Genomic DNA, 26,044 nt, shown 5'->3' with positions numbered 1-26,044 from the left:
GGCCCCGGCGAAGATGAACGAACCCGCCCCTGCGCGCGCCCGCACGGCGCGCCTCACCTGGGCCCCGGCTCTTTGCCGCCGAGCGAGGCCCGCTTTATCTGGTTTTTGCCTTATCCGGACTCACGCCGGGTCCCCTCGCCCGGCCCCGCCCCTCGTCAGCGCGTCCGGCCCAGCCCGAATTCGCACCAGACGGACTTGCCCTCGGGCAGCTGGCGCGAGCCCCAGGAGGCGGCCAGCGAGGCGACGATGCCGATGCCGCGCCCATCCTCGTCGGTCTCCTCGGCCAGCCGTCGCCGGGGCAGGTGGTCGTCTCCGTCGCCGACGTCCACGATCAGCCGGCGGTCGGTCCGGCGCAGCCGCAGCCGCACCGGCGGCCGGCCGTGGATGGCCGCGTTGGCCACCAGCTCGCTGACCGCGAGCACCCCGGTGTCGCAGAGGTCTTCGTCCAGGTGCCAGCTGCGCAGCACGCCGGAGGCGAAGGCCCGGGCGTGCGCGGCGATCTCGGTGCCGCCGACCAGGTCCACCTCGGCGGAGCGGAACAGCTCGGCCCGCTCGCCGCGCCACTCCGGCACGTGCACCACCAGCAGCGCCACGTCGTCCGCGTGGTCCAGCGGCAGCCGCATCCCGGTCAGCAGCGCGTCCCGGACATGGTCGACCGGCCCGACGCGGCGGGCCGCGGCTCCGGCGGCGGTGACGGCGCTGCCGCTGAGGGTCGCCTCGAGCTCGGCCAGCCGCCAGGAGAGGTCGCCGGCGCCGCCGGCGGGCTCCTCCGGGTCGACCAGCGGCGCGTAGCCGAAGACCTCGCGCAGCCGGGCGAACTGCTCGTCGATGTCGAGGCCGCGCCGCTCGACCAGGCCGTCGGTGTAGAAGGCGAGGTAGGAGTCCGGCGGCACGGCGACGCTGGCCTCCTGCCAGGTCCACTCGCCGGTGCCCAGCGGCGGCCCTACCGCCGCGTCGAGGTCGACCACCAGCCCGTCCGGCCGCCGCAGCAGCGGCGCCGGGTGCCCGGCCGACGCGTACGTCAGGGCCCTGTCGTCCGGGTCGTAGACCGCGTAGACGCAGGAGGCGAGCGCGCCGAGGTCGCACAGCCCGGCCCGGGCGGAACCCGCGGTGTAGGCGACGCCTTCGAGCTCCGCCGCGTGCCGGTCGAGGTGCAGCAGCAGCTCGCCGGGCGGCAGATTGGCTGCCGCGTACGCCCGGACCGCCGCACGCAGCTGGCCCATGATGGCCGCCGCGTGCACCCCGCGCCCCATCACGTCGCCCATCACGAAGGCGGTGCGCCCGGCGCCGAGCGGGATCACGTCGTACCAGTCCCCGCCGACCTGCAGCTCGCCGCCCGTAGGCCTGGTCACGCCCGGCCGCAGCGTCTCGCCGAGGTCGTTCTCGCCGGCCGCGGGCAGGTAGCAGCCGGCGATGCGCAGGTCGTCCGGCTGGGTCAGCCGCTGCGGCAGCAGAGCCCGCTGCAGGGCCACCGCCGCGTTCCGGTGCCGGCGCTCGGCGCCCTGCAGCCGGCGCAGCTCGGCGGCCTGGTCGGTGGTGTCGGTCAGGTGCAGCAGCACGCCCTCGATCGGGTCCGCGGCCGAGGTGCGCACCGGCGAGCAGGTCACCCGGAGCACGGCCGGACGCCCGGCCGGGCCGAACTCCGGCACCCGCACCTCGGGCGCGGTGAACACCGTGCCGCTCGCGTGCACCAGGGCCAGGGCGTCGAGCAGGCCGAGCCGGGCCAACGCCGGCACGGCCTCGGCCAGCGGCACCCCGGTCAGCAGCCGCGGCGCCGGACCGTACTCGCCGGCGGCGCCGCCCTCCACGCCCGCGAACCCGGTGCGGAAGGCCGGATTCGCGTAGTCGAGCACGTAATCAGGGCCCTCCACCACGGCCACCGCCCCCGGCGCCTCGTCGAACACCGCGTGCAGCGCGGCCGAGGCACGTTGCGGGGCGGACGGGAACCTGGGCCCGCGCGGCCCCGGCACGTGCCACTCGGAGGCGCGCGGGTCGGAGTCGGCCTCGCGGGCGGGCGTGGACGTGTCGGACTTCCAAGACACGGGTGGTGGCGTCCTTCCCAGACTGCTTCATTCGGGACCGCCGCGCCGAACGGCCGGGCGGATTCCAGATTTTCCAGTCTGCCAAAGGCGCCGAGCCGGGCGCTTCGAGTCCGGCGCCCGCATGTGCGAAATCAAGGTGCGCACATCCGGAGGTCAAGGCCGTGAGCCGCACCGACGCGAAAACGGCGGAAAGCGTTCGGCCACCTGAACGGATGACAGGGCGTCAGTCGGCACAACCCGGGATCGCCCCCGCACTGCCGCCCATGGACTGCGCGAGCTCCAGCAGACCGCACAACGTCACGTCGGAAACCAGCCACTTCCCGTCCTGGTACACCGCGACTCCCGCCATCGAGCTCTCCGCCACGCGCCCGTTGAGCGAGATCGAGTAGGTGACGTCGGCCTTGTCGGGCGTGGGGAAGGCGACCATCTGCACAGCCGCGGTGGTCTGCCCCACCAAGGGATTCGAAGCGAAGGCCTGCACCGCTCCGGACATCGTGCTGCCGTTCTCCAGCAGAGTCTCCTTCTGCGCGATCGGCGTGTTCTTCGAGAAGAAGCTCGTCCACACCGCCGTCACGAGGGCCGTGGCCGACGGGGTGTCGAACGGGCTCGCGTCGGGGAGCGCGGCCGGGCTCGAGCCGCCCGAGCCGTTGCTCTCCGTGCTGCTGCTTGTGTTGCCGTTCGCGGTGGACGGTGCGCCGCCGCCGCAGGCGGAGACGCTGAGCGCCGTCAGGGCGGCGAGGGTGGCGAGGACTGTGCCGAGGCGAACCGGTCGTGCCGAGAATGTCCCGTTCATGATGTGCCTCTCCCGCGTGAGACGTGTCCCGAGACCACGGCCCGCTCGGCCGCGAGCGCGCAGGTACGAAACCGTGTCCCGCGGGGCCTCGCTGCGCCGCGATGTCTGAAATATCATCATGTCGCTGACTGGAGCGATTGGGGAGGTTTGACCATGATTGGTCCGCCGAGACGCCTCGCTGCCGCGCTGACCGGCGTCGGCGTGCTGTTGTGCGTGCTCGGCTGGTATCAGGCCTCCGGCCAGCCGACCGTGGCGCAGCAGATCCCTTATCTCGCCTCGGCCACGATCCCCGGCGCCGCGCTGCTGGCCGCGGGAGCCGCGGCGCTGCTACGGCCGTCCGCGGCCGCGTCGGCGACGTCCAAGCGGTCGCGTGCCATCGCCGCAGCCGCGGACGGACGATCGGCCGTAGGCGGGCGTTCTACGGGTGCTGAGGCCGTGCTGTTCCGCGTCCCCGACGGCCGCTACGTGCACGCGACCGAATGCCCCTTGCTGGACGGCCGAACCGACGCGGTGGAACTCGGCGGCGAGGAAGCCGCGACGGCCGAGCTTCGTCCCTGCCCGCTGTGCCAGGCCTCCCTCGATTCCGCCGCCGGACCCGGCTGATGAGCGGCGGGGCCGCCGACCTGGCCGTGGCCGGACTCGGCACCGGAGCGGTCGCAGCCCTGTCGGGTCTCGGCGTGATCGCGACCTACCGCGTCACCGGCGTGCTCAACGTGGCCTTCGGCGCGATCGGCATGCTCGGCGCCTATCTGAACCGGGCGCTGGCGGTAGACCTGCACGCGCCCAAGCTCATAGCCTGCCTGCTCGTGGTCGGCGTCTTCGCACCGTTGCTGGGTCTGCTGCTCGAAGCCGCCGTCTTCGGCCCTCTGCTCATCAGGTCGACGGACGCCGGCAGAACACTGATCGCAGGATTCGGCGTCACGGTGCTCTTGGTCGGCGTGGCCACCGCGATCTGGGGCGAACAAGCCCGCACCGACGCGCCGGACCTGCTGCCGAACGGCACGCTGCACCCGGCCGGAGTCGACGTATCCACGGCCGTACCGATCGAACTGGCGCTTGTGCTTGTGGTCGGTATCGGACTGGCCTGGTTCTCCCGCGGCGGCCCGCGGATCCGCGCCGTGATCGACGACCGGAGGCTGGCGGAACTGGCCGGACTGCCCGCCCGCCGGCTCGCCCGGACCGGCTGGGTCATCGGCACCGTCCTGGCGACGCTCACCGGCGTGCTGCTAGCCCCGCAACTCCGCTTCGCCCCCGAGACGCTCACGCTCGTCATCTTCGAGACCCTCGGCGTCGCCATCGCGGCCCGGCTCTTGAGCGCACCGCTCGCGATTCTCGCCGCATTCGGCACCGCGATCGTCCAGTCTGAGCTCATCGGCGTACATCTGGCGGGCGCTGCGGGTTCGGTGCTCGACGCGGTCCGGTCGAACCTCTTCGTGGTGCTGCTGCTCGTCGCGGCCTGGCTCACCCCGTCGTTCGGGCGGACGCAGGAAGGCCCGAGGCCGGGAAGTCGGCCGACACAGGGCTGGTCGCCGTATGCGTTGGTGGTGTTGATCGGCCTGGCCGGCTGGGTGCTCAGGCCGGCCGACCTGCGGACGGCGCTGGCCGTCCCGGCCTTGGCGATGGTGCTGCTGTCGTTCCGCGTGCTCTACGCGGCAGGCCTGCTGTCGCTCGGACAGGCCGGGTCGGCCGGAATCGGCGCGCTGACGGCCGGCTGGTTGCCCGGCTGGGGCCTGCTCGCCGCGCCGTTCGCCGGGGCCGCAGTCGCCGTCGTGCTCATCCTGCCGGTGCTGCGCAAAAGCGGCCTGCACTGGGCTGTGGCGACGCTCGCAGCCGCGACCGCGCTGAGCAGCTTCCTCTTCGACCAGCCGTTGTTCACGCCGACGTCGGTGCCACGGCCCGGCTTCGCCACCGGCGACCGGGCATATCTGTACCTTGAGCTGGCGCTGGTTGCCGTGCTGCTGGTGATCTTGATCTCCTTGGTCCGCGGACCCGGAGCGTTGCGCTTGGCCGCTTTGCGCGACAGCGAGGCGGCCGCGCGGACGGCAGGCGTGGCCGTCGACCGAGAACGTCTAGCCGTCTTCGCGAGCGCCGGCGCCGTCGCGGCGTTGGGTGGTGCCCTGTGGGCAGCAGGCAGTCAGGTCTTCGACCCTACGACCTTCGAGCCGGCCCAAGGCCTGCTGTGGTTCGCCGCGGCCGCGGCAGTCGGATTCGGCGACAGCGCCGGGCTGATCGCCGCAGCGGTCGTGCTCACCGTCGCAGACAGCTACGTGGCCGGCGCGTCCGCGATCATCGTCGGCGTCGCTACGCTGCTCGGCCCCACCCTGCGCGTGCAGTTTCGGCACGACGCCGTGGCAGTGCCCTCATGAGCGTTGCGAGCGCGCTGCTCTGCGAGGGAGTCCGCGTGCGCTACGGCGGCATCCAGGTGCTGCACGACGTCGGGCTCGCGATCGCGTACGGAACGCTCTCCGCGCTCGTAGGCCCGAACGGCGCAGGCAAGACGACGCTGCTGGACTGGTGCGCAGGCGCGGCCATAGAGGCGTCGGGCAGCAGCGGCCGCCTACGTATCGAGGGAGCAGACGCGTCAGCCTGGCACGCGGCGCGCAGAGCCCGCGCCGGGCTGCGCTACGTCCCGTTCGACCGCAACGTCTTCCCCGGTTTGTCGGTACGGGACAACCTCCGCGCGACTGGCCCCGTTCGCGACGCGGGGGGTTGGGCCGCGAGGGCTCGTGCGGCAACGGCCAACGTTCTCGAACGTTTCCCCGAACTGAGCCGCCTCCTCGACCGCCCCGCCGGCGTCCTGTCCGGCGGCGAACGGCAACTCTTAGCCGTGGCGTGCGCACTGCAAGGCCCGGCCCGGATCCTGCTCATCGACGAGCCCACCCACGCCCTGGCCCCCGGACTCGCCGACCGAGTCATCGAAGCCCTCGCCGACACCGCGCGTCAGCACGGCCGCGCGATCCTGGTGGCCGAACCTTCGATGAGCCCAGCCCTCCGCGCGCACACGGACTTCAGCTGGCCGCTCGACCGCGGCCGCCGTCTCCCCGCCGACGGCGGCTGAGCGCTCGTATCCCTCCGTGTCTGTTCCATCCCGCCGTCTGTTCCATCCCCCTTCTATCCGGCCGAATACGAGATCACCGGCGTCGTGAAGCAGTTCGTGTCCATGTCCGGCACCTGTGTCACCCAGCCGCCCTGCCCGCCGTCCGCAGAATCCTGCCAGCGCGCGACGTTGAGGCACGCCCGCTCCGCCGGCCCAGGCGGACGAGTCGCGAAGCTGGTCGGAGTGAGCAGCCCATGCCCGGTATAGGGCGTCGGGCTGTTCATGAAGGCTTCGACGCAAGCGCGCGTCACGTCCGTCCCGCAGGAGCGCACGGCGTCTGTAAGCCATTGTGCCGAAGCCCAGCCGTCAAGCTCCCACATCGACAGCTCAGGCGCGCGTGAAGGGAAGTATTCGGCCATCGCGGCTCGGAACGCGGCGATCTGCGGATACTGAGTGTCCTCGTAGCTGAGCTCACCAGACGTCGCATACAGGACGTTGCGGCACTTGGGCGCGCCGGAGTACGTGCTCTTGACGGTCTGGTCCCAGCTCTGCGGCGTGGTGACCTTGGCGACCAGCGACACCCCCGCGTGATCGAGCGCCGTGCACAGAGCCCCGTTGCCGGAAGTGTCGATCGAGTCGAACACGATCTGCACGCCGTGCGCCTTCATGTCCGCGGCCGCCGCAGCGTAGTTGGGCAGCGCGAAGTCGAGCTGCTCGGTGACGACGGTGTACCCCTCGGCCCGCAGCCCAGCCGCCTGAAGCTGCCCGTAGCGCAGCGAATCGGGCTGGTTGTACTCGACGACGGCGGCCACGTGGGCGTTGAGCTTCTGCTTGAAGTAGGCGTAGATCTCCGTGGAGCTGTAGAGGGCGCCGTTCCACCCGACCGTCCCGTCGCGAGGCGAGGACGAGCCGTAGATCGAGAACAGGTGCTGATACTGGTCGTAAGCCTGATCGACCGGCTCGCCGCCGATGTCCGGCACGTCCTTGGAGCTGACGTAGGAAGCGCCGGAGTAGGAGAAGATCGAGTTCCCGGCGAAGGCGAAGACCTGGTCAGAGTCGATGAGCTGGTGCACACACTGCATGTTTCCCAGCCCACTGCCAGAGTCGTCGCACTGGTAGACGTGGATCTTCCGCCCGCCCACCCCGCCGGCGGCGTTCAGCGCGTCGAAGTACGCCTGAGCCCCGTAACCCGGCCCCGAGAAGGCGTCAGCACCGACCGGGCTGGTGATCGAGTCGATCATGCCGACCTTGATCTCGGTCGAGGAGACCCCGGCGATGAACGCGCTCCCGCTGACGCCCGCGCCCGCCGGACCGCCGCCGACCCCGTCCCCTGCCGCGCCCGTGAAGGCGCTCGCAGGCAACCGCGTGCCGCACCCGCCCGTCAGCCCAGCCGCCAGTGCGAGCACCGCAGCCACCCCCGCGCGACAGACTCGCCGCCGCCCCGCCCACGTGCGCGCCCGCACCTCCACGCTCAGCCCGTTCCCCGCCCGGCCGCCGCCAAGCGCCACCCCCGCCGAGCTCCCCGCCCACCGGCCGAACCAGTCGCCGACCGGCCCTCGCGCCGCGCCGCGCTGGCCTTCGCGCTCGCGCTAGGACCCCGTCCGTCCGCCCGGGCGGCTAGAACGTCGGGTCGCCACCCGTGTGCGACAAGACGATCAGCAGTACGAACCCGATGATCCAGACCGCGCCCGCCACGATGCCCGTGATCGCCATGCCCCGGCCGCTCTGCCCCGACCGCTTGATCTGCGGCAAGCTCACCGCGCCCAGGATCACGCCCACGATCCCCGGTATCAGGCAGAGGAACCCGCAGAGCCCGCACACCATCGCCGCGACCGCCAGCCCGTTGGTGCCCGGCGTCTGGGGAAATCCGTACCCGTAGTAAGGCTGCTGGTAGCCCGTCTGCGTCCCGTACTGCCACTGCCCCGTGCCGTACGGCGGCTGCTGCGGCGGCGGCGGAGGCGGCGGGAACTCCCCCGGCTGCGCGTCCGCCACCGGCTGCCCGAACTCACCGCCATAGCCGCCGTTGCTGTTGCCGCTGCCGCTGCCGTAAGGCCCGTAATTCGGCTGCCCAGGCTCGGACATGGTGCCCCTCCGTGTGTAGCGCGCCGCCAACGTGGCAGCCCCGCCCGAACACTACCGAGCCCCGACCTCGGCAGCTACCCCGGAGTGTGGCAGCCGCGCATCCACACCACCCGATTCAGGTCTTTACCGGCGTGAACTGCAACGAGAACTCAACGTGGCCGCAACTAATCCGGGCCCCGGCCGGAGACAGAAGCGATCTCAGCATGCAGCTTGCTCTCGCCGCCCCACAGGTAGTAGGACGCAACACCACGTTGCAGCCCAGACCGGTAGATACCAAGGCCGCGCGTCGGCATGGCCGAGCCGAGACAGGAAGCCTGCACTGCCGCCGCCTTCCAAAGAAGCTCGCCAGCGCTGAAAGCAACCCCGTCGTCAGCCGCCACCCGCACGCCCGCCTTCCGTCCGCCCTGCGGACCAAACGGAAGCAAGACGATTTTCGCCACGGAAACCGTGGCAGCCAGGTCGACATCCGCGCAGCCCGCAGCCTCCAGCGACGAAAACAGCTGGTCCTGCGTCTCCGGAGCCGACGACGGCCAATCCACGGCGGCGCACCGGACCGGGCAGAACGGCAAGTCAGGCCGATGAAGCGCGACCTCAGCGTCCGTCAGCGGCTCCGAGCGCAGAAACGTCGCCTTCTCCAGCAGCGCCGCGACAGTGCTGACGTAGTAGCCGACGCGCTGCCGCCGCACCTCCTGAAGCCCCGCCAGCCCCCAAGCGTCGAGGTGCGGCCACCAGGCGTCGTACATGAACACGCCGTCGTCCGACACCAGCACGCGGATCGGCCTGTCATCGTGCGGCCAGCGGAAGACGTCCCCGACGCTAACGCGCGTAACCCCCATGCCGCGGATCCTACGCACCCGCGCCGACAGCGGGCGATCAGTGAGAAGTCGTCTCGCGACTCCCGGCGCTCCGTCGCTCGGTTCCTGCACGCCCACAGCTTCCGCATCCGGGCGCTCGGCATCCGGGCGCTGGGCATCCGGGGGCTCGGCACGTGAACGAGCTCGTGCCACGCAAGCCGCCACGACGGCCCCGGCCGGCCTAATGGTCGCCGAGCCTGGCCAGGTGGCCGAACGGGTCCTACTCCGGATGGCGCACAAGCAGCTCGATGCACGGCGGAGACCCGGCGCGGCCGAGGGACCCACCACCTAGCCCCTGACCTGCACGAAAAAGCCCCCACTCAGAGGAGTGAGGGCTCTGTATGCTGTGGCCAGGGGCGGGGTCGAACCGCCGACCTTCCGCTTTTCAGGCGGACGCTCGTACCAACTGAGCTACCTGGCCTCAGGACGAAAACGGGCGCTACGTTGACGTCAACGCAACGCCCGGTCCGTACCGAGCGGTCCTGACGGGACTTGAACCCGCGACCTCCACCTTGACAGGGTGGCGAGCACTCCAACTGCTCTACAGGACCTTGAGGTACTGCTTCTGCCTTGCCCCGGCGTTTCCGCCGGTTTCCGACCAGGAGATCGTAGCACGTCGCCGTGCTGGTCAATCTCCCTGCCGTAGCCCCTACGGGATTCGAACCCGCGCCGCCGCCTTGAAAGGGCGGTGTCCTAGGCCGCTAGACGAAGGGGCCGAGTCCTCGGGGTTCGAGGCCCGGTCTCCTCTGGACGTCTGTCCGTCGGGGACGCCTGAAGCATACGGGACCGGGCGCCGCGGCGCCAAAACGATTTCATCGCCGCAGCTCACAGCGGGGCCACCCGGGTAACGCGAGCCCGCCGGAAAGCGTCGTTGAGTCTCGACCCGGAAGTTGGCTACCCTTGGCGCGGAACAGTCCGCCGCAACCGCGGGACTGTCCCGGGCCGCTAGCTCAATTGGCAGAGTAGAGGACTTTTAATCCTTGGGTTGTGGGTTCGAGTCCCACGCGGCCCACCCAAGCAACACCCGCTGACCTGCGGAGAAGACGCCACCGGATGTAAGAACCATGTGGATACGGTGGCGTAGGCGCGAGGGAAGTGAGAGGGAACGGGACGGCGCCTCATGTCCTGGGGTTGATTTTTCACTCCAGGTGACCTGCGGGAACGCAACGCAGCGAATGTCGACCATGGGACTCTTACGTTCGATAGGCAGGATGCCTGGCCAAGGCTGACTGGCCGGCGACTGAGCGCCGTGGCTCATCAGCGTGAGGCCGAAGCTCCGAGGGTCGGTAAGCGTCTCGCTCCACTTGGCATCACTCCGAGTGGCGCACGACGGGCAGGTCATGTGTCGAGGCTGTCGCGTCCACCACTGTGATCGGTTGGTGTCACACGGCCTGCGGCTTGAAGCCAGGCGTCGGGATCCCGTGGAGCCAAAGCGTCCGAAGTTCGCGGGCGCGGTCGACCTGCTTGAGCCTCGGCTGCTCGCGTGGATCATTGCGATGGCGAGTAGGAAGCTGTTCCATCCCATGCTCGGTGCTGCTGACTGGCGAGGCGCACGGGATGCTCAGGTGCGTAGGTGGCATCTGATGCCGTATAGGAATCTGATACCACATGTGATGTGTTTATCGGCGCGGTATGGGCGAGAGTGCTCGGCGCAGAAATTGCGCCTCATCGCTGTATCAGTGCACATATTCATTGATCCGTACCTAGACGCACGGTACTGTGGGCGAGCAAGCGACTACAGGCAAGGGGAGAGCCTGCGATGACATGTCTTACCCTCAGCACCTGCGGTAGCCACCAGTGAGCGGGGCCGGCTTCAAGATCGAAGTGGACGACCTCCTCGCGATCGCGCCGCAGATCGGCGAAAGCGGACAAGTGCTCGTCGACTCCATGAACTCGGCCGTCGCAACGCTTCAGAGCCTCGGATCTTTCTGGGGCGACGACAAACCTGGCACCCAGTTCGCCGCGAGCTACCAGAAGATCTCCGCTGAAGTCCTGCTCATGCTCACCAAGATCGCCGAAGACCTCGAAGGCGTGTCGCAAGGGCTGACGAAGATGGCCGCCAGCTACGGCCAGACCGAAGCCGACATCACCGAGGGCTTCCGCCACGGCGGAACCTACGCCCTCTAATACACGCCCTTCGCTCACGGCACAGATACGGAGGCGATCATGCCCGACGGCCCAGGCGGCTGGGGGATAACCACACCCGACACCACTCCTATCAGCGGAGGCTCCGGCGTCGGGGGCATCCTCCGCGAGTTCCATGTCCCGTGGCCCGCATGCAACCAGGACGCCGCCCGCCAGGCCGCCGACGCCTGGACCGCCCTGGCCGACGAACTGGACGACATCAGTACCGATTGCAACAATCTCGTGGCCTCCATCACAACTAACAACTCCGGCACAGCCATCGACGCCTTCGCCGCGAAGTGGCAGCAATACGGCGGCAAGACCGGCTCCATCCCCCTCACCAGCCAGGCCTGCCGGGCACTGGCCAAAGCCTGCGACGAGTTCGCTGATCAAGTGTCCGAGGTAAAGACCGAGATCGAACACAAGGCCGAAGAGCTCGCTGGCGCCATCGCCATGGCCGGCATAGCGCTGATCTTCAGCTTCGGCTTTTCCGCCGTGATCGCCGAGAATGCAGCAGAGGTCGTCATCGGGTGGGTCACAGATCTGATGGCCACGCTTGCAGACCAGGCCGCAAACGTATCCATCGAGCTGTCCGACGCCATCGGCTTCACAGGTGAGGTCGCCGCCTCGGTGGCCGGGTCAGCCACCGAAGGCTTCGTGGCGGGGTCGATCCGTGGTGGATTCGCCGCGATGTTCGGCGAGGCCTTCGCAACCACGCTGAACGCGGCTAACGGCGAGCCACAACCGTCCGCCGCCGACGACGCCGCAGGCGTCCTCAAGGATATCGAAGCAGGTGGACTTCTCGGTGTCCTCGCGGAAGCCGCTCCGGCGGCCGTCGATGCTCTTCTCCCGCGGGGAGCAATGAACGAAGCCTACGCGCAGGCTCTAGACTTCAGCCCGCAGCTCGCGAACTCAATCATGTCGAGCGCCAAGATCGCAGACCTACTCGACACGCCAGCGGGCAAGGCGTTCATCGCTGGTGGCGGCATCACGGCGTTGAACGCGAAGGGCATCCTCGACGAAACGGAGACCACCGCCAAGACAGTCGAGGACGCACTGGAAGCAGCTCTCAGCCAGGCTGCTGAGTCCGGTGAGTAAGGACTGATGACCACCGAATCCACTCTCACTCTCTAGAGTCAGGGAGGTCTCAGCAGTGATGTTTGGGCATTTCGAAGGCGATGCAGCCAATATCGGTTCGGTCGTGGGCATCATCCTGGGCGCGATCATCCTCGGCCCGGCCGTTCACGAGATAAGAATTCTCCGCGTCGCGCTGCGCGGGGCGACGGCGACAGGTCGGGTCGAAGCTGTCAGGGAGGGTCGTCGCGATCGGTACGGCGACACGGTCCGATGGATCTCCGTCGTCTCGTACTGGGCCGAAGCGGGAGGTAAGCGTCGTGAAGTGCGGTTCGATGAACGGCTGGGATACTCCCACGACAAGAAGAAGGAGATCGTCGTACGGTACAGCCCCAAAAAGCCCGACCGACTTGTGACCATTCGGCCTCCGAGAGAGGTCCTGGCGAAGGCAGGCGGCCTGACCGTCCTGGCCGTCTTCTTCATAGCCGCAGGGTTGTGGTGGCTCCTCGGCCCACACTGAGGTCATCTCATCACCAGGGCGCCGGTGAAAGGCTGGCTGGTTCTCGATGCGGGAGTGAGCTGCGTTCCATGTCCGGGTCGATTGCTCCCGCGTGTCGCGTCCGTGAACTCCGATCAGCACGTCGGGCGCTCTTGACTGCTGGGTGCACGCGTGAAGATTGACGTGAGCGTCTTGGCGGCTTCACGACGGGCCTGGTCAGCGACACCGGTGTAGACGTCGCGGGTGAAGGTCGAGGTCGCGTGCCCGAGCAGGTCCTGGACGAGCTTCACGTCGATGCCGGCGGTCAACGCGTGGGTCGCCGTACCGTGGCGAAGGTCGTGCAGACGCACCGGGGGCAGCTCGTAAAGGGCGACCAACCTGTAGAACTCTGCCGTGAGCTGGGCGGGGTGGATGGCGGTGCCGTCATCGCGGGTGAAGACCAGCCCCGTGTCGGTCCAGCCGTCGCTCGCGTTGATCCGGCGGCGCTCCTGCTCGGCCTTGTGAGCCCGTAACAGGTCGACGAGGGCGGGTTCGAGGGCGATGGTGCGCACCGAGTGCCCGGTCTTCGGATAGGTAATTTCGGTTCGCCACCCGATCTGGGCGAGCTGGCAGGTCACCGCGAGTTCTCCGCCGTCGAGGTCCACATCCCTCCAGTGCAGGCCGGCGGCCTCGCCGCGGCGCATCCCGGTGATCGCCATCAGGTGGTAGACCACCGCGAATCGATGCTCGCGGCAGGCCTGGAGGAACGCGATGGTCTGCTCGACCGTCCAGATCATCACGCGCGACGGCTTCATCCCGGTCTTGCGCCACTCCTCCACACGCGGCGCGGTCCAGATCAGGTTGGTCGCGTGCCGGTTGCCGGGCAGGCGGATGAGCTTGGCCGGGTTGACGGTGATCAACTGCTGGAGGATCGCGTCGGCCAGCGCCGAGGAGAGCGTGGCGCGGATGCGCTTGATGGTCATCGGGCCGGTGGTGCGCTGGGGCCGTCCGAGCTCGGCCAGTTTCGTCTTCAACGCACGGGCAGCTGCCTTGTCTCCCGACGCCTTGGCTTCGGCGTAGAGGGCGCGGTAGTCGGCGCGGCGCTGGTTGTCGATCTCGATCTGTCGGTTGCGCTCCTCGATCCCCGCGCGCATCGCCTGGATGTGACTGACCTTCAGCCGGTCAAGCCGGATGTGTCCGAGGTGGGGGATGAGGTGGACACGAATATGCATCTCATAGGCCATCAGCGTGCCGCCGGCCAGGTCGGTGCGTCCGGCGAGCCAGTCGATCAGGTACTGCTCCACGGTGATCGGCACGTCCAAGTCCTGGCCCATGCGAAGGCGCTTGCGGACTTCGTCCTCATCCGGCAGCCGCTGCCCCGCCGCAAGGCGTTTCTTGATCAGCGCGGTGATCTCGCGGCGGTGCATGTCGGGGGTTTCGCTTCCGTCCGCGATGCGCAGGAGCTCGGCGACGGTGGTGAGCAGGCTTTTCGCCTCGGCCTCGGTGGCGGCTCCGGCACGGATGTGGGCGCGCGGTCCGCGGTCACTGAACGGAACCTCGAGCTGGATGCGCCAGGATCCGTGATCGCGAGAGTAACGGCCGTCCTTGTAGGTCAGTTTCGGGCACGCTGTGCCGAGCATCTTGCGCACCCGGGTGCCGTCGTCCTGCTCGACCAGGCCGGTACAGGTGCAGCGCTTGAACACAGTGCCGCTCAGCTTCGCCGCCATCAGTGTTTCTCCCTGTCTGTGCTGCCCGCGACCCGCGAGGGGGCCGGGCAGGGTGTCCGTTGGTCGCGGGCTGCGAATCCTTTGGTCGCCCGCGGTGCTCGACATCCACGCCCCGCCCCGCCCGGCCATCAACCCCCGGCGTCAAGGTTCTTCAGCGCCCGCGTTTGGCCCGTGGCCGCACGGGCCCAACGCGGCGCCTCGGTCATCCAGCCAGATCGGCTTCGGGCCCTGCCTCAGGTCGGATGCCGAGCAGCGCGATCAACGGGGCGGTCGGGACGCGGTAGCACCGACCGACGCGCAGGACGGGGGTCGGGAACTCGTCGCGCTCGGCCAGGCGGTAGGCGGTGGTGCGGCCGATCCCGAGCCATTTGGCGGCGGTGAGGATGTCGAGGGTGGGGGGCAGGCTGCCGGCGTCGGCCACCAGCGGGCCCGGAACGGTGGCGGGGGTCCTGGTGTTGTGGTTCATTGCGTTAGAGTCCGACAACACTGGTGTTCCTCCTGGGTGTGGTGCGGATTGGTGCCGCTGGCCTGGGCTTCGGGGGTCGGGCCTTCCCTTTGCAGAGCATTGACAGAATCTCGGGACTGATGCACAGTTCTCATGTTTCATGAACTTTCCGTGCTCGGCGTGAAGGTTGGGAGCCGGAGTTGGCGCTTGCGCTCGTGCGCGACCTGCGCGACGTTCGGCCGGTGGCGACCGCGGAAGCCGTGGCGGAGTTCGAGGTCGACCTGATGGCCGGGTTCGTGCTCGCGCGGGCGTCGGCGGGCCTGAGCGACTCGACGATCCGTGGCGATGTCAGTCACCTGGATCTGATGCGTGAGTGGTTCGGCCGGCCGTTGTGGGAGATGGCGCCGGCGGATGCCGACGTGTACTTCGGGAAGGTGCTGCGCGGTGCGGCGGGGGGCACGCGACTGGCTCGTGCCGCCGCGCTCTCGGTGTACTTCGAGTTCCTCGAGCTACGCCATCAGGCCGAGTTGCACGCGCTGACCGGCATCGTCGCCGTCTGTCCGCTCGATGAGCTCAACCGGCCGCGCGGGCGCAAGGACGCCCGGTTGCGCATCCCGCCGAGCGAGGCGGAGATGACGGGGTTGTTCACCGGGTGGGGCCAGGCGCTCGGCTCGGCCCGCAAGTTCGCCCCGGCGGCCCGTACCTATGCCGCGGCGAGGCTGATGGCCGATACCGGGCTGCGCGCGAACGAGACTTGTCGGCTCGATCTCGCCGATGTGCGCTGGGAGCTGGGCCGGTTCGGCAAGCTGCACGTGCGCTACGGCAAGGGCTCCTACGGCTCCGGTCCGCGCGAGCGGATGGTCCCGCTGCTCGGCGGTGCCGCCGAGCTGCTGCGCTGGTACATCCAGGACGTGTGGGGCCAGTTGGACCGTGACCACGCCCGGCCCGGTGCGCCGTTGTTCGCCGCCGAGCGCCGGGATATCGACGGCAGTGCGCGCCGGGTGGGCTACGAGACGCTGCGCGCGGGCCTGGCCGAGGCCGCGGCGTCGTACCTGCCGGGGTGGGCGGGCCGGCTGACCCCGCACGTGCTGCGGCACTACTGCGCCTCCCAGCTCTACCTCAACAACATGGATCTGATATCCATACAGGAACTTCTCGGGCATTCGTGGGTGGCCACGACCATGCGGTACGTTCACGTGCACCGCACCCGGATCGAGGACGCGTGGCTGGCCGGCCAGTCACGCGCGGCCGAGAGACTCAAGGGGCTGGCGTAGATGAAGTGGAACCTGCGGATGGCCGCGGCCAAACGCGAGATCTGGAAGGCCTCGGTCCTCCAGCGCGCCCTCGCCGAGCGCGGCCTGGTCCTGTCGGCCGGGAAGATGTCGGGCCTGTGGTCCGGCCAGCCCGCCTCCCTCAAACTCGAGGAACTCGACGTGATCTGCGCCGTACTCGGCTGCGAGATCGGCGAACTGCTCATCCCCGAGCCCGAGAAGGTCGCCCCCGGGCCCGAGGCCGCGAACCTCGCACCAGCCGCCGGGATGGGCGGCCCTGGCACGACCCCGCTCGCGATCGTCCCGCGCCGCACCGGCGGGCGCTCGCTGCCCCCACCGATCGCCTGACCCGGATGCCACGCGGCCTTCCCGGGACCCCGGGCCCGCCCTCGGGCACCTTGGACAGCTGCGTCTCCTGCTACGCCTGGGGGCTGATCCACAGCACCGGGGTATGCCTGGGCTGCTACAACTTCACCGCACCCGCCCGACGACACCCCATCGGCCGCTGCGGTGCCTGCCGGCGCGAGCAGCCGCTCAAGAACGGCTACTGCCGCTTGTGCTGGTGCCAGGCCCGGCACGAACGCGACGGCGCGCAGCACCTGGACGCGCGCGCCAAAGTCATGATCGCCCCGCACCTTCCCCTCGTGCGCCACCAACAGCTCTTCCTCGCCGGAATGACCAAACGCACAGCCCGCCCGCGCACCGCGCCGCGCCGCCGAGGCGAGAAAGGCCGACCGCGCAAACCGCCGCCACCCGTGGCCGCGCGCCCCGCCGCCCGCTGGATCCAGACCGCACTCTTCGAGCTCGACCGGCGCAACTACCGCGCCCAGCGCCTCGACCTGCGCAGCGCCCCGGCACCGGAGAACCCGTTCCTCGCCTGGGCCCTGCACCTGGCCCACACCACCGCCCAAGCCCGGGGATGGAACCCGGCCTCCCAGCGCGCGATGCAGCGCACCCTGACCGAGCTGCTCGCCACCCACCAGGCCGGGGAGACGGTACGCGCCAGCGCCGCACGCCCCGTTGCACGAGCGCACTGCATCGGCCTCGAGCACGTGCTCGAACTGCTCGAGCAGATGGACGTACTCGACGACGATCTGCCCACCACCTTCGACATGTGGCTCGCGGCCAAGGCCGCCACCCTCGCCCCCGCGATCGGCGCGGACATCACCGCCTGGGCACGCACCCTGCGCTACGGCACACCGCGCAGCCCCGCACGCCACCCCCACACCGCCTACACCTACCTCACCGCGATCCTGCCCGCCCTGACCGCATGGTCCGCCCGCTACCACCACCTGCGCGAGGTGACCCCCGCGATGTCACCGCCGTCTACAACCGGGCCACCGGGCAGCAGCGCAGCATGCTCCTTTCCAGCCTCCGCGCGCTGTTTCGCTGGGCGAAGGCCACCCGCAGCATCTTCGCGAACCCCACCCGCGCCCTGCGCGGCCCGAGCGAGAACCGCCCCATCTGGCAACCCCTGGACCAAGCCACACTCGACCAGGCGATCGCCGCCTGCACGAGCCCACAGGCCCGCCTCTTTCTCGCACTCGCCGCGATCCACGGCGCACGCCCCGGACAGACCCGGGCGCTGCGCCTTAACGACCTCGACCTTCCCGCCCGGCGCATCACGATCGGCGGCATCGAGCGCCCCCTCGACGCGCTGACCCACCAGGTGCTGCTCGACTACCTCGAGCACCGCCACCGACGCCACCCCGGCACCGCCAACCCGCACCTGCTGGTGAGCAAGCAAAGCGCGCTCGGGCTCGGGCCCGTCAGCCAGACCTACGTCATCGACCTGCGCGCGACCGACACGAACCTCGAACGACTGCGGATAGACCGGCGCCTGGAAGAAGCCCTCGCCTCCGGCGCCGACCCCACCCACCTGCTCGCCGTGTTCGGCGGATCCGAGAGCACCGCAGTGCGCTACGCGACCAACGCCCGACTCCTGCTGGCATCCGATCACGAGTCCCTCCCCGGTTCATCCCCGCGAACCTCAGCACTCGACCCCGCCGCAGCCCCGGAAGTATCCTGAAGTTCGACCTGAGAACCCTTCAGTTGACGTGAACTTCTGGAACTTGCCTCCTTGACCATGCACAGGATGTCTTCGTGAGTGATGAGGGACTGGGGTACACCGCGGGCATTGGCGCGGCGTGCGGCGTCGAGTTGGAAGAACGAGCCGTGTGCGATCAGGCGCTCATGGGCAGTGACGGGAATGCATCCGCAGCCGCCCGAGTCGCGGGCGCCAGGATTGACTTCTTCACACCGGCCGAGCAGCGCGACGCAGCGTTCGAGCGGGGTGAAGCCTGCTGCTTGGCCGGCGCGCAGGACGGCGCTCGGCAGGTCGATGAGGTGTCCGTTTCGACGCCAGGGTCTGGCGGTGACCGCGACGATGCCGCCGGGCTTGAGTAGCGGATGTGCGGCGGCGAGCACGTCGGTGAACCCGGCGAGCATTTCGCGTGCGGGACGGTGGGCGAGGTTGCGCCGATCTCTCGAGTAGCGCTCGTCGGTCTTGGCGATCGCCCCCGTGTGCCCGGCCCGGCCGTGGACTTTGACCTGCCCGTGGCAGGTCGGGCCGTAGGGAGGTGAGGTCAGCAGAAGTCTGACCCGGCCGCGTACGGCCTCAAGGAGCCCGTCCGGGATCTGGCGAGCGTCGGCGTTCCAGACGTACCCGGCGCCGTGGGCACCTCGGTTGCGAGCGTGGTGGATCCCGCGCTCGGCGAGGCCGACCCACTGCTTCTCGTATTCGATGCCGACCGCGTTGCGCCCGAGGTGCATCGCCTCGATCAACGTGGTGCCGATCCCGCACATCGGGTCGAACACCAACTCGTGCGGCTCGGTATACGCCTCGATGATGTGCCGGGCGATGGCCGGGAGCATCCGGCCTGGATGGGCGATCGTCTCGGGCAGGTAGCGGCCGACGCGCTGGGATCGCGAGGGCGATTGGGCGGTGCACAGCACGGAGGCCGGACGTACGCGGTGGCGTGCTGCGTTCAGATGCTCGAGGCCCGGAATCGTCTGTTGTCCGATGCACTCGATGGCGGGTTCGGTATGCGCGTCATTCCTGGTCATGGTCGTGCTCGCTTTCGTGCGTATGCGAGGGCGTCAGGCGAGGAAGGCAAGGAGATCCGAGTGCACCTGCCGGTGCGCGGGCTCGGTACCGGCGCAACGCGGCGGGTGGCGCTCGGCGGGGTCGGCGGCGGACAGCGGCTCACGCAGTAGCCGCGTATGGACGAGCACGTGGTGCTGGATGTACGAGAGGCCGGCATGGGCCTGGGTGACGAGGTGGCCGCAGGGGTCGTGCATGCCGTCGAGATTGTGGATCTGACGGGTGTGGGCGAGTACGAGCCCGCCGGGCCCGACACTTTGGCGCAGAGCCCTCCAGAACTTGCTGACGGTCCCCCTCTCAATGGGCGGCTCGTGTTCGATCGCATCCGCGAGGACGAGCGCGACGTCAACGCTCGGCGGTGCTTCGTCGGGTCCGAAGCGTTCGAACCATGCGAACCAGTCCGGGGCGTAGGCGGTGGGGGCCGGTTCGAGACCGGTGCGCGCGGGACCGGGGCCGTGGCATACGCCGAGGCGCACGCCCTGGGTAAGGAACTGTGCCCCAATCCGGGCCAGCGTCCAGGCAGGGAGTGTGGTCTCGCTGAAGGCGGGTGCGCTCGGGCCGCTCGCCGGGGGCAGCCAGACGCTGTGGCTGACGCCGGGGCTTCCTCCGTCCGGCACCAACGCCTCGCGGTGCGCGGTGGGTGGGACCTGGACTCGGATCATCGTGCGTCCGCAGCCACTGTCCGCCTGCGGTTGGCGGACGAGGTGGTCGCCGCTGTCAGGTTCCTGCGTGGTGTCGTGCATCGTGCTCTTCTTCCGCCGATTCGGTGCCGAACGTCGTGTTCGGCGTGAGTCGCGAAGGAAGAAGATCAACGGGTGGCGGGGTAACAGCGCGGGTCTGATTTCCGCGTCGGTTCACTCGTAGGGGTGATGCCGAGATAAGTCACTTTGCAGTGACCGGTTGCACACGATCTGCACATCCAGCGTGCTCCGGTGCGACATCAGACAACTGCCCCGTTCAGGCTCATGCGCAGCATGTGCACGTGGCCGTGAGGGGCGTTTGCGGCCATGTGCGGCGCGCTGGTGCACGCGATCTGCACATGGCGAAGGCGATACCTGTCCAGGCCGGACGAAAGATCCGGTTCCCGAACTGGACAGGAAGGCCTGAACCGATGAGCAACTGCCGTACTCCGAAGACGTCCGCTGCCTGCCGGAGGCGCACGTACGCCGGCGTGGAGTCCTCGTTCCCTGAGATCGCCGCCGTACGCCGAGCCGCGCAGGCGGTGATCGAGCGCGGAGAACTGCCCGGCGTCCCGGTTACCCCGTCTCACTGCATGCCGGTCTCTGGCCTGCTCGAATTCCTGGTCGATCCGGCGCGCACGCCGGCCGAGCTCGACGCCGTGTGGGAGGTGTTGATCGAGCGGGCGCGTCGCGATGAGGACTGGCAGGTGGTCGCGCTCGGCCTGGCTGCGCCTCGTCTGGCGCAGATCGCCGCCAAGGCCGCGGGCCGCACCGTCGCCGCCTCGCGGCAGGAGATCGCCGTGGCCGTGCTGACGGACTTCACCGAGGCGCTGCTTACCTCCACTCCGGACCCGGCACGCGGCTTGATCGTGCACCAGGTGCTGCGCCCGGCGCAGGCCGCGGCGCAGCGGGTGTGCGACCGGTATGCGGCTGCTTGTCGCCGTTCCTCGGCGGTCATCACGGACGACGCCGAGCGGCCTGGCACCGACGAGGGCGGAGCGTCTCGGCCGAACCACCCGGATCTCGCGCTGGCTCGACTTGTCGCGGAGCACGTGATCACCCCGGATGAGGCCGATCTGATCGGCCGTCATCGGATCGAGCGGGTGACGCTGCGCGATCTAGGCGCGGAGCGCGGCTGGTATCCGATGCAGACCTCCCGGGCTCTGCGCACCGCGGAGGCCAAAGTCGCGCGAGCGCTCGGCCGTGCGTTTCCCGCTGCCGCCCGCCGTCACGGGCACGTCGGCTGATCACACTTTCGCGCTCGGCCGCGGCAGGTGTTATTCCGCGCGGCCTCGATCTTCTTCTTCTTTGTCAGGAATCTCCAGGCCATGGCCTTCATCGGAAGGGAGCCACTCCGTGCCCGGTTCCGCGCCCGCTGCCAGCGCTGCGCTCGCAGTCGCCTCGATCTCCCAGGTCATCACCAATGTCACGAACCTGGTCTCCGGGTTTCTCGCCGCTCTGGCGACGCTTTCGCTCACCATTGGCGGACTGCGGCACCTGATGGCCGCGGGCGACCCGAGCGAGGTGAGCGCGGCTCGCCGGCACTACAAGGAGGCGGCGTTCGGGTACGCGATCGCCGTCCTCGCGCCGGTGATCGTAGGGCTGCTCAAGCAGGTACTGGGCGAATGACGACGATCATTCGCAACATCGGTCGAGGCCCAGCTCGCACAGACGGGAAGCGCGGCCTCATTACCACCGTCGCGCTCACGCTCGTCCTGGCCGCCTCCGCCGGAACAGCCGCGGCATCCACGCCAGCCCCGATCCCGACTCCCGCATCCGTAGGCGGCGCATCTTCGCGCCCCAGCCCTACAGAATGCCAGGCCCCCGAAATCGACAACAGCCCAGCTCCGCAACCTGCCCCGAGCCCGCAACCGGGTGCGTCGCCGAACCCTCATCCGCCCAAGCCGGGCACGCCTGGCAACTGCACACCGCATGCGCCGAACAGTCCCGCACCTCAGCCTCTGCCCGAGGCCAATCCACCTGGCAGCGGCCCTTCCTGGTGGGATATCCCCGGCCAGATCGAGCAGGCCATCGACACATGGATCGGCAATCTCGCCCAGGCCGCCCTCACACCGATCCTCGGACTGTTCACCGCTGCGCTGCTGACCGAACCAGACGTCACCGACGGCCGGATCGCGCAGCTCTGGCAGGCCAACGCCGTACTCGCGGACAGCTTCTATGTCCTCTACGTGCTGTTCGGCGGACTGCTCGTCCTCGGCTACGGCATGGTCCAGTCGCGGTACACCGCAAGCCAGATCGTGCCGCGCCTGATCGTGGGCATGCTCGCCTCGAACCTGTCGCTTCCCGTGATCGGGTTGATGCTGCAGTTCGCCGCCGCACTCGCTCAGGCGCTCTGGGACCAGCCGATCAACCCCGCCGGCCTGGGCAACGAGCTCGTCTCGGTCATCATCGCCGCGATCTTTCTACCCGACGGGCTCACGCAGATCGTCATGGCGATCTTCGCCCTGGTGATCTGCGTTCTAGCGATCGCAGTACTCGTCTCATGCGTCATGCGTATCGCGGGATTGATGATCCTGACGGCGCTCGCTCCGCTAATGCTCACGACCCACGCTTTGCCGGGGATCGACTCCGTCGCCCGCTTGTGGTGGCGCTGCACCGCCGCGCTGCTGGCGATCCAGATCCTTCAGACGCTCACGTTCATGCTGCTGATTCAGGTCTTCTGCGACCCGCACGGCGCACTCGTGATCCTGCCGACACGCAGCGGAGCGACCGACTTCCTGGTCGGTACCGCACTGCTCCTGATCATGCTCAAGATTCCATCATGGGTTATGCGCGCGGTGCTCGGGCATTCGCCTCGCACGGTCGTCGGCTCGCTGCTGCGTACCGCCGCGGTCGCGGGCATCGGCTGCACGATCGGTACGCCGGGTGCCTCCTCCACGCGCGCGATCACGGGACGGCTCGTCGCCGACAGGTTCCGCAGGCACGGTCGCGGCCATGGCGGCGGCCCGGGCGGTGGCGGACAAGCAGGCAAGTTCGGAACGGCCCCCTATCGGCCGCGCGGTCCCCGCACGCCCGGCGGCGCATCCGCTCAGCGGCGCCATGCTCAGTCAGCCGCGCGCACACCGCGGCCCGGCTCCAGCGCCAACTCACCGAAGCGGCAAGGTGCTGCGTTACCGACGCTTGGCGGGCGCGGCTACGGCGCGTCACGCGGGTCGCATCCTTCGGGCCAGATGGCGCTGTGGCCCACACCGAGAGGCCACAGCGTGCCGCAGCCGTGGTGGGGGCCATCTCACCCTGCAACAACGGCCTCATCAGCTCCACCAGCGCCGCAATCGGGCCCGGGCTGGGAGCAGAGCCGCTTGCCGATGCCGTTCCTGCCGCCCGAGCACGCCCCTGGCCGGATGCCGAAGGGTCGCGCAGTTCCGCTGTTCACCGTGCCACGGGACCGTCGCACCCCGAATCTGCCCCCGCCCGCGATGGGCGAACGGCCGCTCGCGAGACCGCCTCGCCCGGAGCAGCACCGTCAACTCGAGATTGTCAGCCGTCGCGCCGTACGAGCGCTCCAACCCGCCCCACCCAAGCGCGCGCCGCGCCAGAACCATTCCGTGCTCTTCATCCCTCCTGTGTTTCCGGAAGAAGGTGCTCAGTGAGCGCCCTGCCTGCCGAGTCCGCAGCGCCCTTGCCTCCGGTGCCGGTGCCCGCGGACCTGAAGATCGACGACAAGATCCTCGGTCCCTTCACCGCCCGGCAATGCGCGATCATCGGCATCGGACTGGCCGCTGCCTGGGCTGTAGTGCAGGCCCTGGCCGGCTTTACGCGACCGTCCCTCCTCGCGGTGGTTCTCGCCGCGGCGCCGCCGGTCGTCGTCGCCCTGGTCCTGGCGCTTGCGCGGCCTGGAGGAGTCCCAGCCGACCGCCTGGCTGCGGCAGCGTTCTCCCACGTACGATCACCGCGCCGACGAGCTGCAGCATCGCCCGGAGCGGCATTGCCGCCCGGCGTCAGCCGCCTCGCGGCTATCTACAAGGGCATCCACAGCACCGAAGGAGGCGCCGGCGTCGTCGAACTCGCCCACGGCCACGGCCAGAGCGCGGTTCTCATCGAGACCGAGCCGGTGTGCCTGCACTTGACCGATTCGCACGAGGCGCGAGCCAAGCTCGCCGCGATCGGCCAGGTACTCGCCGCCCAGACTGGCCCCTTCGCTCTCTACGCGCTCGCGGAGCGCGTCAGCCTTGATGCGTTCGCCGAACGCGCCGCAGCGAGAGCGGCAACCCTGGGCTCGCCGCAACTCGCCACGTTCGCCACTGCCCAGGCCGACCAATTTCGCCAGCTCGCTGACGATCGGCTGAACTGGCGCCGCCGGTTCCTCATCGCGGTCAGCGAATCCGGTACAGACGCCCAGGCGACCGCCGTGCACCGGGCGGAGACGACCGCCGTGTTGCTCGACGCCTGCGGTCTCGCCGCCCGCGTCCTCGACGACGAAGAGGCGACCGCGGCGATCACCGCAGCTTGCGATCCCGCCCGGATCGTCGCACCGACTCGTCTGGCAGCCCCGGCACGGATCGTCCTCGGACCCGTCAAAGCCGAGACGGTGACGGAATGCTGACCCGTCGGAGGGCGTCACGACAGGACGATCTCTGGGGCCGGATTCCGACCGGCGTCGGTCCGGCCGGTGTGGAAGTGTTCCCGCGCGCCCTGGTCATCGATGGCTCACACGCGGCGACCCTCATGGTCACCGGCTACCCCGCGGAGGTACTTCCGGGATGGATCGATGCCCTGACCGGGTACCCGGCACAGCTGGACGTCGCCCTGCACGCCGATCCCGTCCCCGCTCGCATCGCGGCCGAGAAGCTGCGCCGCCGCCGCACCCGCCTGGAGGCCGGACGGCGCGAGTCCGCGGGACGCGGCAGGCTCGTGGACCCGGCCCTCGAGTCGGCGGCCGACACGGCCGCGCAACTGGCCCACAGCCTCGCCCGCGCCGAAACGAAGCTGTTCACCGCCGCCCTGTACGTCACGGCCTACGCCGGTACCCGCGACGAACTCGACGCGCTTCTGGCGGACGTCACGGCGCTACTCGCCTCGTTCCTCGCCACAACACAGATCCCGACATTCCGCATGCTCCACGCCCTGCAGTCGACGATGCCCGGCGCGGACGACCGGATCAAGCAGATCCGCATTCTCGACGCTTCCGCGCTCACGGCGTGCGCGCCGCTCCTTAGCCCCGATCCCCCGCAGGACACGAATGCCGCGGCATCGCCGACCGCAGTCCTCGCCGGCATGTCCGCCGCCACCGGCACGCCCGTCTTCCGCGACCGCTGGAGGGAGACCAACCACAACAGCCTGATCCTCGGATCATCAGGCGCCGGAAAGTCATTCCTCGCCAAAACGGACCTGCTCCGGGAACTGTGCAACGGCACGGTGTGCAGCGTCATCGACCCGGAAGGCGAGTACGCCCTGATCGCGGAGGCTGTCGGCGGCCAAGTCGTACAGCTGGGTCTCCCCGGGGCGCGTCTCAACATCCTCGACTTGCCGACGCCGCAGTCCGCCGGACCCTGCGAGCTCGCGGCGCGGGTCCTCGACCTGCATGCGTTGGCCGCCGTACTCCTCGGCGCCGAACGAGCCGAACGGCTTCGTCCCCAACTCGACCGGGCGGCGCTCGGCGCATACCGGCAGGCCGGCATCACCCCGGACGTCGCCACGTGGAGCCGCGCAGCACCCGACCTTGGCGACGTCGCCGCCGAAGCACGCGAAGCACTCGACCCGTCCTCCGCTGAACTCGCCGATCTCCTCCAGCCGTATACGCACGGATCGTTCAGCTCGCTGTTCGTCAGGGCCGCCGACGGAAACGCGCAGCCGCCTCGGCATCGTCCGCAGCCGCTGACCGTCTATACGCTCGAGCACCTGCCGGAAGTCATGCGCACCCCGGCGATGCTGCTCGTGCTCTCCACGATCTGGCGCACAGCGCAGACTGCGGACTCACGCAGGATGCTGCTGATCGATGAGGCCTGGCAGCTGCTGCAAGATCCTGCCGCGGCCCAGTTCGTCTACCGGATCGCGAAGTCCGCCCGTAAACACCGGCTCGGTCTCTCGCTGGTCACCCAGGACGCCAGCGACCTGCTGCGGACCGAACTCGGAACGGCTGTGGCCTGCAATGCGGCCACGCAGATCCTGCTACGCCAGGCTCCGCAGGCGCTGGGCGCCGTGACGGAGGCGTTCCGGTGCTCGGCCGGTGAGCGCGACTTCCTCCAGGCAGCGCCACGCGGCTACGCCCTCGTGCGCACGGGAGCGTCGCGTACCGCCATCACTGCGATCGCCACCCCGGCCGAGGCGCCCCTTCTCCACACCGGCCTATAGCCCAGGCCAGCCCCACCCATCG

At 69.5% G+C, this 26,044-nt stretch carries 24 protein-coding genes and 4 tRNA genes; 16 read left to right on the top strand and 12 right to left on the bottom strand.

What is annotated here, in order from left to right; all coding sequences use genetic code 11:
• Nucleotides 1-155: 155 nt before the first annotated feature.
• On the bottom strand, nt 156-2,042 hold the full coding sequence (locus ACTRO_RS26190; protein ID WP_051451417.1) for an ATP-binding SpoIIE family protein phosphatase: 1,887 nt from the start codon (nt 2,040-2,042) through the stop codon (nt 156-158).
• A gap of 223 nt (nt 2,043-2,265) precedes the next feature.
• The gene (locus ACTRO_RS43935; protein ID WP_051451416.1) at nt 2,266-2,835 is read right to left on the bottom strand and encodes an MTB12 C-terminal domain-containing protein; all 570 of its coding nucleotides are present in this window, start codon (nt 2,833-2,835) and stop codon (nt 2,266-2,268) included.
• Between the two features lie 153 nt (nt 2,836-2,988).
• Between ACTRO_RS43935 and ACTRO_RS48260 the strand changes: the two genes are divergently transcribed.
• Genes ACTRO_RS48260 through ACTRO_RS26170 form a run of 3 tightly spaced genes read left to right on the top strand, consistent with a single transcriptional unit; the run spans nt 2,989 to nt 5,893 of the window.
• Complete coding sequence (locus ACTRO_RS48260; protein WP_034267191.1) at nt 2,989-3,438, top strand: hypothetical protein; 450 nt, start codon at nt 2,989-2,991, stop codon at nt 3,436-3,438.
• Nucleotides 3,438-5,201 carry an ABC transporter permease subunit gene (locus ACTRO_RS26175; RefSeq protein WP_051451415.1) on the top strand — a complete coding sequence of 588 codons (1,764 nt, stop codon included), beginning with the start codon at nt 3,438-3,440 and terminating at the stop codon, nt 5,199-5,201. Before ACTRO_RS48260 ends, ACTRO_RS26175 begins: the two co-directional genes overlap by 1 nt.
• Nucleotides 5,198-5,893: an ATP-binding cassette domain-containing protein gene (locus ACTRO_RS26170; RefSeq protein ID WP_084316529.1), complete on the top strand. Its 696-nt coding sequence runs from the start codon at nt 5,198-5,200 to the stop codon at nt 5,891-5,893. Before ACTRO_RS26175 ends, ACTRO_RS26170 begins: the two co-directional genes overlap by 4 nt.
• Nucleotides 5,894-5,946: 53 nt before the next feature.
• Here ACTRO_RS26170 and ACTRO_RS26165 read toward each other — a convergent pair whose 3' ends face one another.
• The 6 genes from ACTRO_RS26165 to ACTRO_RS26140 all read right to left on the bottom strand — a co-directional run bounded on the left by ACTRO_RS26165 (nt 5,947) and on the right by ACTRO_RS26140 (nt 9,524).
• Nucleotides 5,947-7,278, bottom strand: coding sequence for an ABC transporter substrate-binding protein (locus ACTRO_RS26165; RefSeq protein WP_245594488.1), 1,332 nt, complete (start codon nt 7,276-7,278; stop codon nt 5,947-5,949).
• A 211-nt stretch (nt 7,279-7,489) separates the two neighbouring features.
• Nucleotides 7,490-7,954 (bottom strand): DUF4190 domain-containing protein, encoded by a 465-nt coding sequence (locus ACTRO_RS26160; RefSeq protein ID WP_051451413.1) that lies wholly within the window; start codon nt 7,952-7,954, stop codon nt 7,490-7,492.
• A 164-nt stretch (nt 7,955-8,118) separates the two neighbouring features.
• Nucleotides 8,119-8,790, bottom strand: coding sequence for a hypothetical protein (locus tag ACTRO_RS26155; RefSeq protein ID WP_034267184.1), 672 nt, complete (start codon nt 8,788-8,790; stop codon nt 8,119-8,121).
• A gap of 365 nt (nt 8,791-9,155) precedes the next feature.
• Nucleotides 9,156-9,229: transfer RNA gene (locus ACTRO_RS26150), tRNA-Phe, on the bottom strand.
• A gap of 56 nt (nt 9,230-9,285) precedes the next feature.
• Nucleotides 9,286-9,359 (bottom strand) — tRNA-Asp (locus ACTRO_RS26145).
• A gap of 92 nt (nt 9,360-9,451) precedes the next feature.
• Nucleotides 9,452-9,524: transfer RNA gene (locus ACTRO_RS26140), tRNA-Glu, on the bottom strand.
• A gap of 223 nt (nt 9,525-9,747) precedes the next feature.
• On the opposite strand from ACTRO_RS26140, the gene ACTRO_RS26135 reads away from it, so the two are divergent.
• The 4 genes from ACTRO_RS26135 (at nt 9,748) to ACTRO_RS26120 (ending at nt 12,526) form a co-directional block, all read left to right on the top strand.
• Nucleotides 9,748-9,820, top strand: a tRNA-Lys gene (locus tag ACTRO_RS26135).
• A 785-nt stretch (nt 9,821-10,605) separates the two neighbouring features.
• The gene (locus ACTRO_RS26130; protein ID WP_034267180.1) at nt 10,606-10,935 is read left to right on the top strand and encodes a WXG100 family type VII secretion target; all 330 of its coding nucleotides are present in this window, start codon (nt 10,606-10,608) and stop codon (nt 10,933-10,935) included.
• A 39-nt stretch (nt 10,936-10,974) separates the two neighbouring features.
• Entirely contained in the window at nt 10,975-12,030 is a 1,056-nt protein-coding gene (locus ACTRO_RS26125) for a WXG100-like domain-containing protein (protein WP_034267177.1), read from the top strand.
• Between the two features lie 103 nt (nt 12,031-12,133).
• Nucleotides 12,134-12,526, top strand: coding sequence for a DUF3592 domain-containing protein (locus tag ACTRO_RS26120; protein ID WP_157436452.1), 393 nt, complete (start codon nt 12,134-12,136; stop codon nt 12,524-12,526).
• Nucleotides 12,527-12,639: 113 nt separating this feature from the next.
• Here ACTRO_RS26120 and ACTRO_RS26115 read toward each other — a convergent pair whose 3' ends face one another.
• Both ACTRO_RS26115 and ACTRO_RS26110 read right to left on the bottom strand, forming a co-directional pair.
• Nucleotides 12,640-14,211: a site-specific integrase gene (locus ACTRO_RS26115; RefSeq protein ID WP_051451412.1), complete on the bottom strand. Its 1,572-nt coding sequence runs from the start codon at nt 14,209-14,211 to the stop codon at nt 12,640-12,642.
• A 202-nt stretch (nt 14,212-14,413) separates the two neighbouring features.
• A complete protein-coding gene (locus tag ACTRO_RS26110) occupies nt 14,414-14,677 on the bottom strand; it encodes a helix-turn-helix domain-containing protein (protein ID WP_051451411.1) in 264 nt (87 codons plus the stop codon).
• Between the two features lie 179 nt (nt 14,678-14,856).
• On the opposite strand from ACTRO_RS26110, the gene ACTRO_RS26105 reads away from it, so the two are divergent.
• Genes ACTRO_RS26105 through ACTRO_RS49105 form a run of 4 tightly spaced genes read left to right on the top strand, consistent with a single transcriptional unit; the run spans nt 14,857 to nt 17,956 of the window.
• Complete coding sequence (locus ACTRO_RS26105; protein WP_034261866.1) at nt 14,857-15,930, top strand: tyrosine-type recombinase/integrase; 1,074 nt, start codon at nt 14,857-14,859, stop codon at nt 15,928-15,930.
• A complete protein-coding gene (locus ACTRO_RS26100; RefSeq protein ID WP_034261863.1) occupies nt 15,931-16,275 on the top strand; it encodes a helix-turn-helix domain-containing protein in 345 nt (114 codons plus the stop codon).
• A 5-nt stretch (nt 16,276-16,280) separates the two neighbouring features.
• A complete protein-coding gene (locus ACTRO_RS26095) occupies nt 16,281-17,588 on the top strand; it encodes a hypothetical protein (protein ID WP_211244414.1) in 1,308 nt (435 codons plus the stop codon).
• A gap of 8 nt (nt 17,589-17,596) precedes the next feature.
• Nucleotides 17,597-17,956: a hypothetical protein gene (locus ACTRO_RS49105; protein ID WP_211244413.1), complete on the top strand. Its 360-nt coding sequence runs from the start codon at nt 17,597-17,599 to the stop codon at nt 17,954-17,956.
• Here the strand turns inward: ACTRO_RS49105 and ACTRO_RS26090 are convergent.
• On the bottom strand, nt 17,884-18,993 hold the full coding sequence (locus ACTRO_RS26090; RefSeq protein ID WP_051451410.1) for a TRM11 family SAM-dependent methyltransferase: 1,110 nt from the start codon (nt 18,991-18,993) through the stop codon (nt 17,884-17,886). The genes ACTRO_RS49105 and ACTRO_RS26090 overlap by 73 nt on opposite strands.
• A 33-nt stretch (nt 18,994-19,026) precedes the next feature.
• Complete coding sequence (locus ACTRO_RS26085) at nt 19,027-19,773, bottom strand: hypothetical protein (protein ID WP_034267170.1); 747 nt, start codon at nt 19,771-19,773, stop codon at nt 19,027-19,029.
• Nucleotides 19,774-20,141: 368 nt separating this feature from the next.
• On the opposite strand from ACTRO_RS26085, the gene ACTRO_RS26080 reads away from it, so the two are divergent.
• From ACTRO_RS26080 to ACTRO_RS26065, 5 genes are all read left to right on the top strand, one after another.
• Entirely contained in the window at nt 20,142-20,957 is an 816-nt protein-coding gene (locus ACTRO_RS26080) for a hypothetical protein (protein WP_034267167.1), read from the top strand.
• A gap of 109 nt (nt 20,958-21,066) precedes the next feature.
• Complete coding sequence (locus ACTRO_RS26075; protein WP_034267163.1) at nt 21,067-21,339, top strand: pilin; 273 nt, start codon at nt 21,067-21,069, stop codon at nt 21,337-21,339.
• Nucleotides 21,336-23,321 (top strand): TrbL/VirB6 family protein, encoded by a 1,986-nt coding sequence (locus ACTRO_RS48255; protein ID WP_051451409.1) that lies wholly within the window; start codon nt 21,336-21,338, stop codon nt 23,319-23,321. Before ACTRO_RS26075 ends, ACTRO_RS48255 begins: the two co-directional genes overlap by 4 nt.
• Nucleotides 23,318-24,274 carry a PrgI family protein gene (locus tag ACTRO_RS48250; protein ID WP_051451408.1) on the top strand — a complete coding sequence of 319 codons (957 nt, stop codon included), beginning with the start codon at nt 23,318-23,320 and terminating at the stop codon, nt 24,272-24,274. The genes ACTRO_RS48255 and ACTRO_RS48250 overlap by 4 nt, the downstream gene beginning before the upstream one ends.
• Complete coding sequence (locus tag ACTRO_RS26065) at nt 24,268-26,022, top strand: VirB4 family type IV secretion system protein (RefSeq protein ID WP_051451407.1); 1,755 nt, start codon at nt 24,268-24,270, stop codon at nt 26,020-26,022. Before ACTRO_RS48250 ends, ACTRO_RS26065 begins: the two co-directional genes overlap by 7 nt.
• The last annotated feature ends 22 nt before the right edge of the window (nt 26,023-26,044 follow it).

The organism is Actinospica robiniae DSM 44927 (genome assembly GCF_000504285.1).
GTDB lineage: Bacteria > Actinomycetota > Actinomycetes > Streptomycetales > Catenulisporaceae > Actinospica > Actinospica robiniae.
The sequence above is the reverse complement of the archived record's forward strand: the minus strand, read 5'-3'. Positions and strand labels throughout refer to the sequence as shown.

Bases quoted from the DNA above. Each gene is read 5' to 3' on its own strand.
- ACTRO_RS43935 (WP_051451416.1), bottom strand. From the start codon at position 2,835: ATGAACGGGACATTCTCGGCACGACCGGTTCGCCTCGGCACAGTCCTC.
- ACTRO_RS48260 (WP_034267191.1), top strand. From the start codon at position 2,989: ATGATTGGTCCGCCGAGACGCCTCGCTGCCGCGCTGACCGGCGTCGGC.
- ACTRO_RS26175 (WP_051451415.1), top strand. From the start codon at position 3,438: ATGAGCGGCGGGGCCGCCGACCTGGCCGTGGCCGGACTCGGCACCGGA.
- ACTRO_RS26170 (WP_084316529.1), top strand. From the start codon at position 5,198: ATGAGCGTTGCGAGCGCGCTGCTCTGCGAGGGAGTCCGCGTGCGCTAC.
- ACTRO_RS26160 (WP_051451413.1), bottom strand. From the start codon at position 7,954: ATGTCCGAGCCTGGGCAGCCGAATTACGGGCCTTACGGCAGCGGCAGC.
- ACTRO_RS26155 (WP_034267184.1), bottom strand. From the start codon at position 8,790: ATGGGGGTTACGCGCGTTAGCGTCGGGGACGTCTTCCGCTGGCCGCAC.
- ACTRO_RS26125 (WP_034267177.1), top strand. From the start codon at position 10,975: ATGCCCGACGGCCCAGGCGGCTGGGGGATAACCACACCCGACACCACT.
- ACTRO_RS26115 (WP_051451412.1), bottom strand. From the start codon at position 14,211: ATGGCGGCGAAGCTGAGCGGCACTGTGTTCAAGCGCTGCACCTGTACC.
- ACTRO_RS26110 (WP_051451411.1), bottom strand. From the start codon at position 14,677: ATGAACCACAACACCAGGACCCCCGCCACCGTTCCGGGCCCGCTGGTG.
- ACTRO_RS26100 (WP_034261863.1), top strand. From the start codon at position 15,931: ATGAAGTGGAACCTGCGGATGGCCGCGGCCAAACGCGAGATCTGGAAG.
- ACTRO_RS26095 (WP_211244414.1), top strand. From the start codon at position 16,281: ATGCCACGCGGCCTTCCCGGGACCCCGGGCCCGCCCTCGGGCACCTTG.
- ACTRO_RS26090 (WP_051451410.1), bottom strand. From the start codon at position 18,993: ATGACCAGGAATGACGCGCATACCGAACCCGCCATCGAGTGCATCGGA.
- ACTRO_RS26085 (WP_034267170.1), bottom strand. From the start codon at position 19,773: ATGCACGACACCACGCAGGAACCTGACAGCGGCGACCACCTCGTCCGC.
- ACTRO_RS26080 (WP_034267167.1), top strand. From the start codon at position 20,142: ATGAGCAACTGCCGTACTCCGAAGACGTCCGCTGCCTGCCGGAGGCGC.
- ACTRO_RS48255 (WP_051451409.1), top strand. From the start codon at position 21,336: ATGACGACGATCATTCGCAACATCGGTCGAGGCCCAGCTCGCACAGAC.
- ACTRO_RS26065 (WP_051451407.1), top strand. From the start codon at position 24,268: ATGCTGACCCGTCGGAGGGCGTCACGACAGGACGATCTCTGGGGCCGG.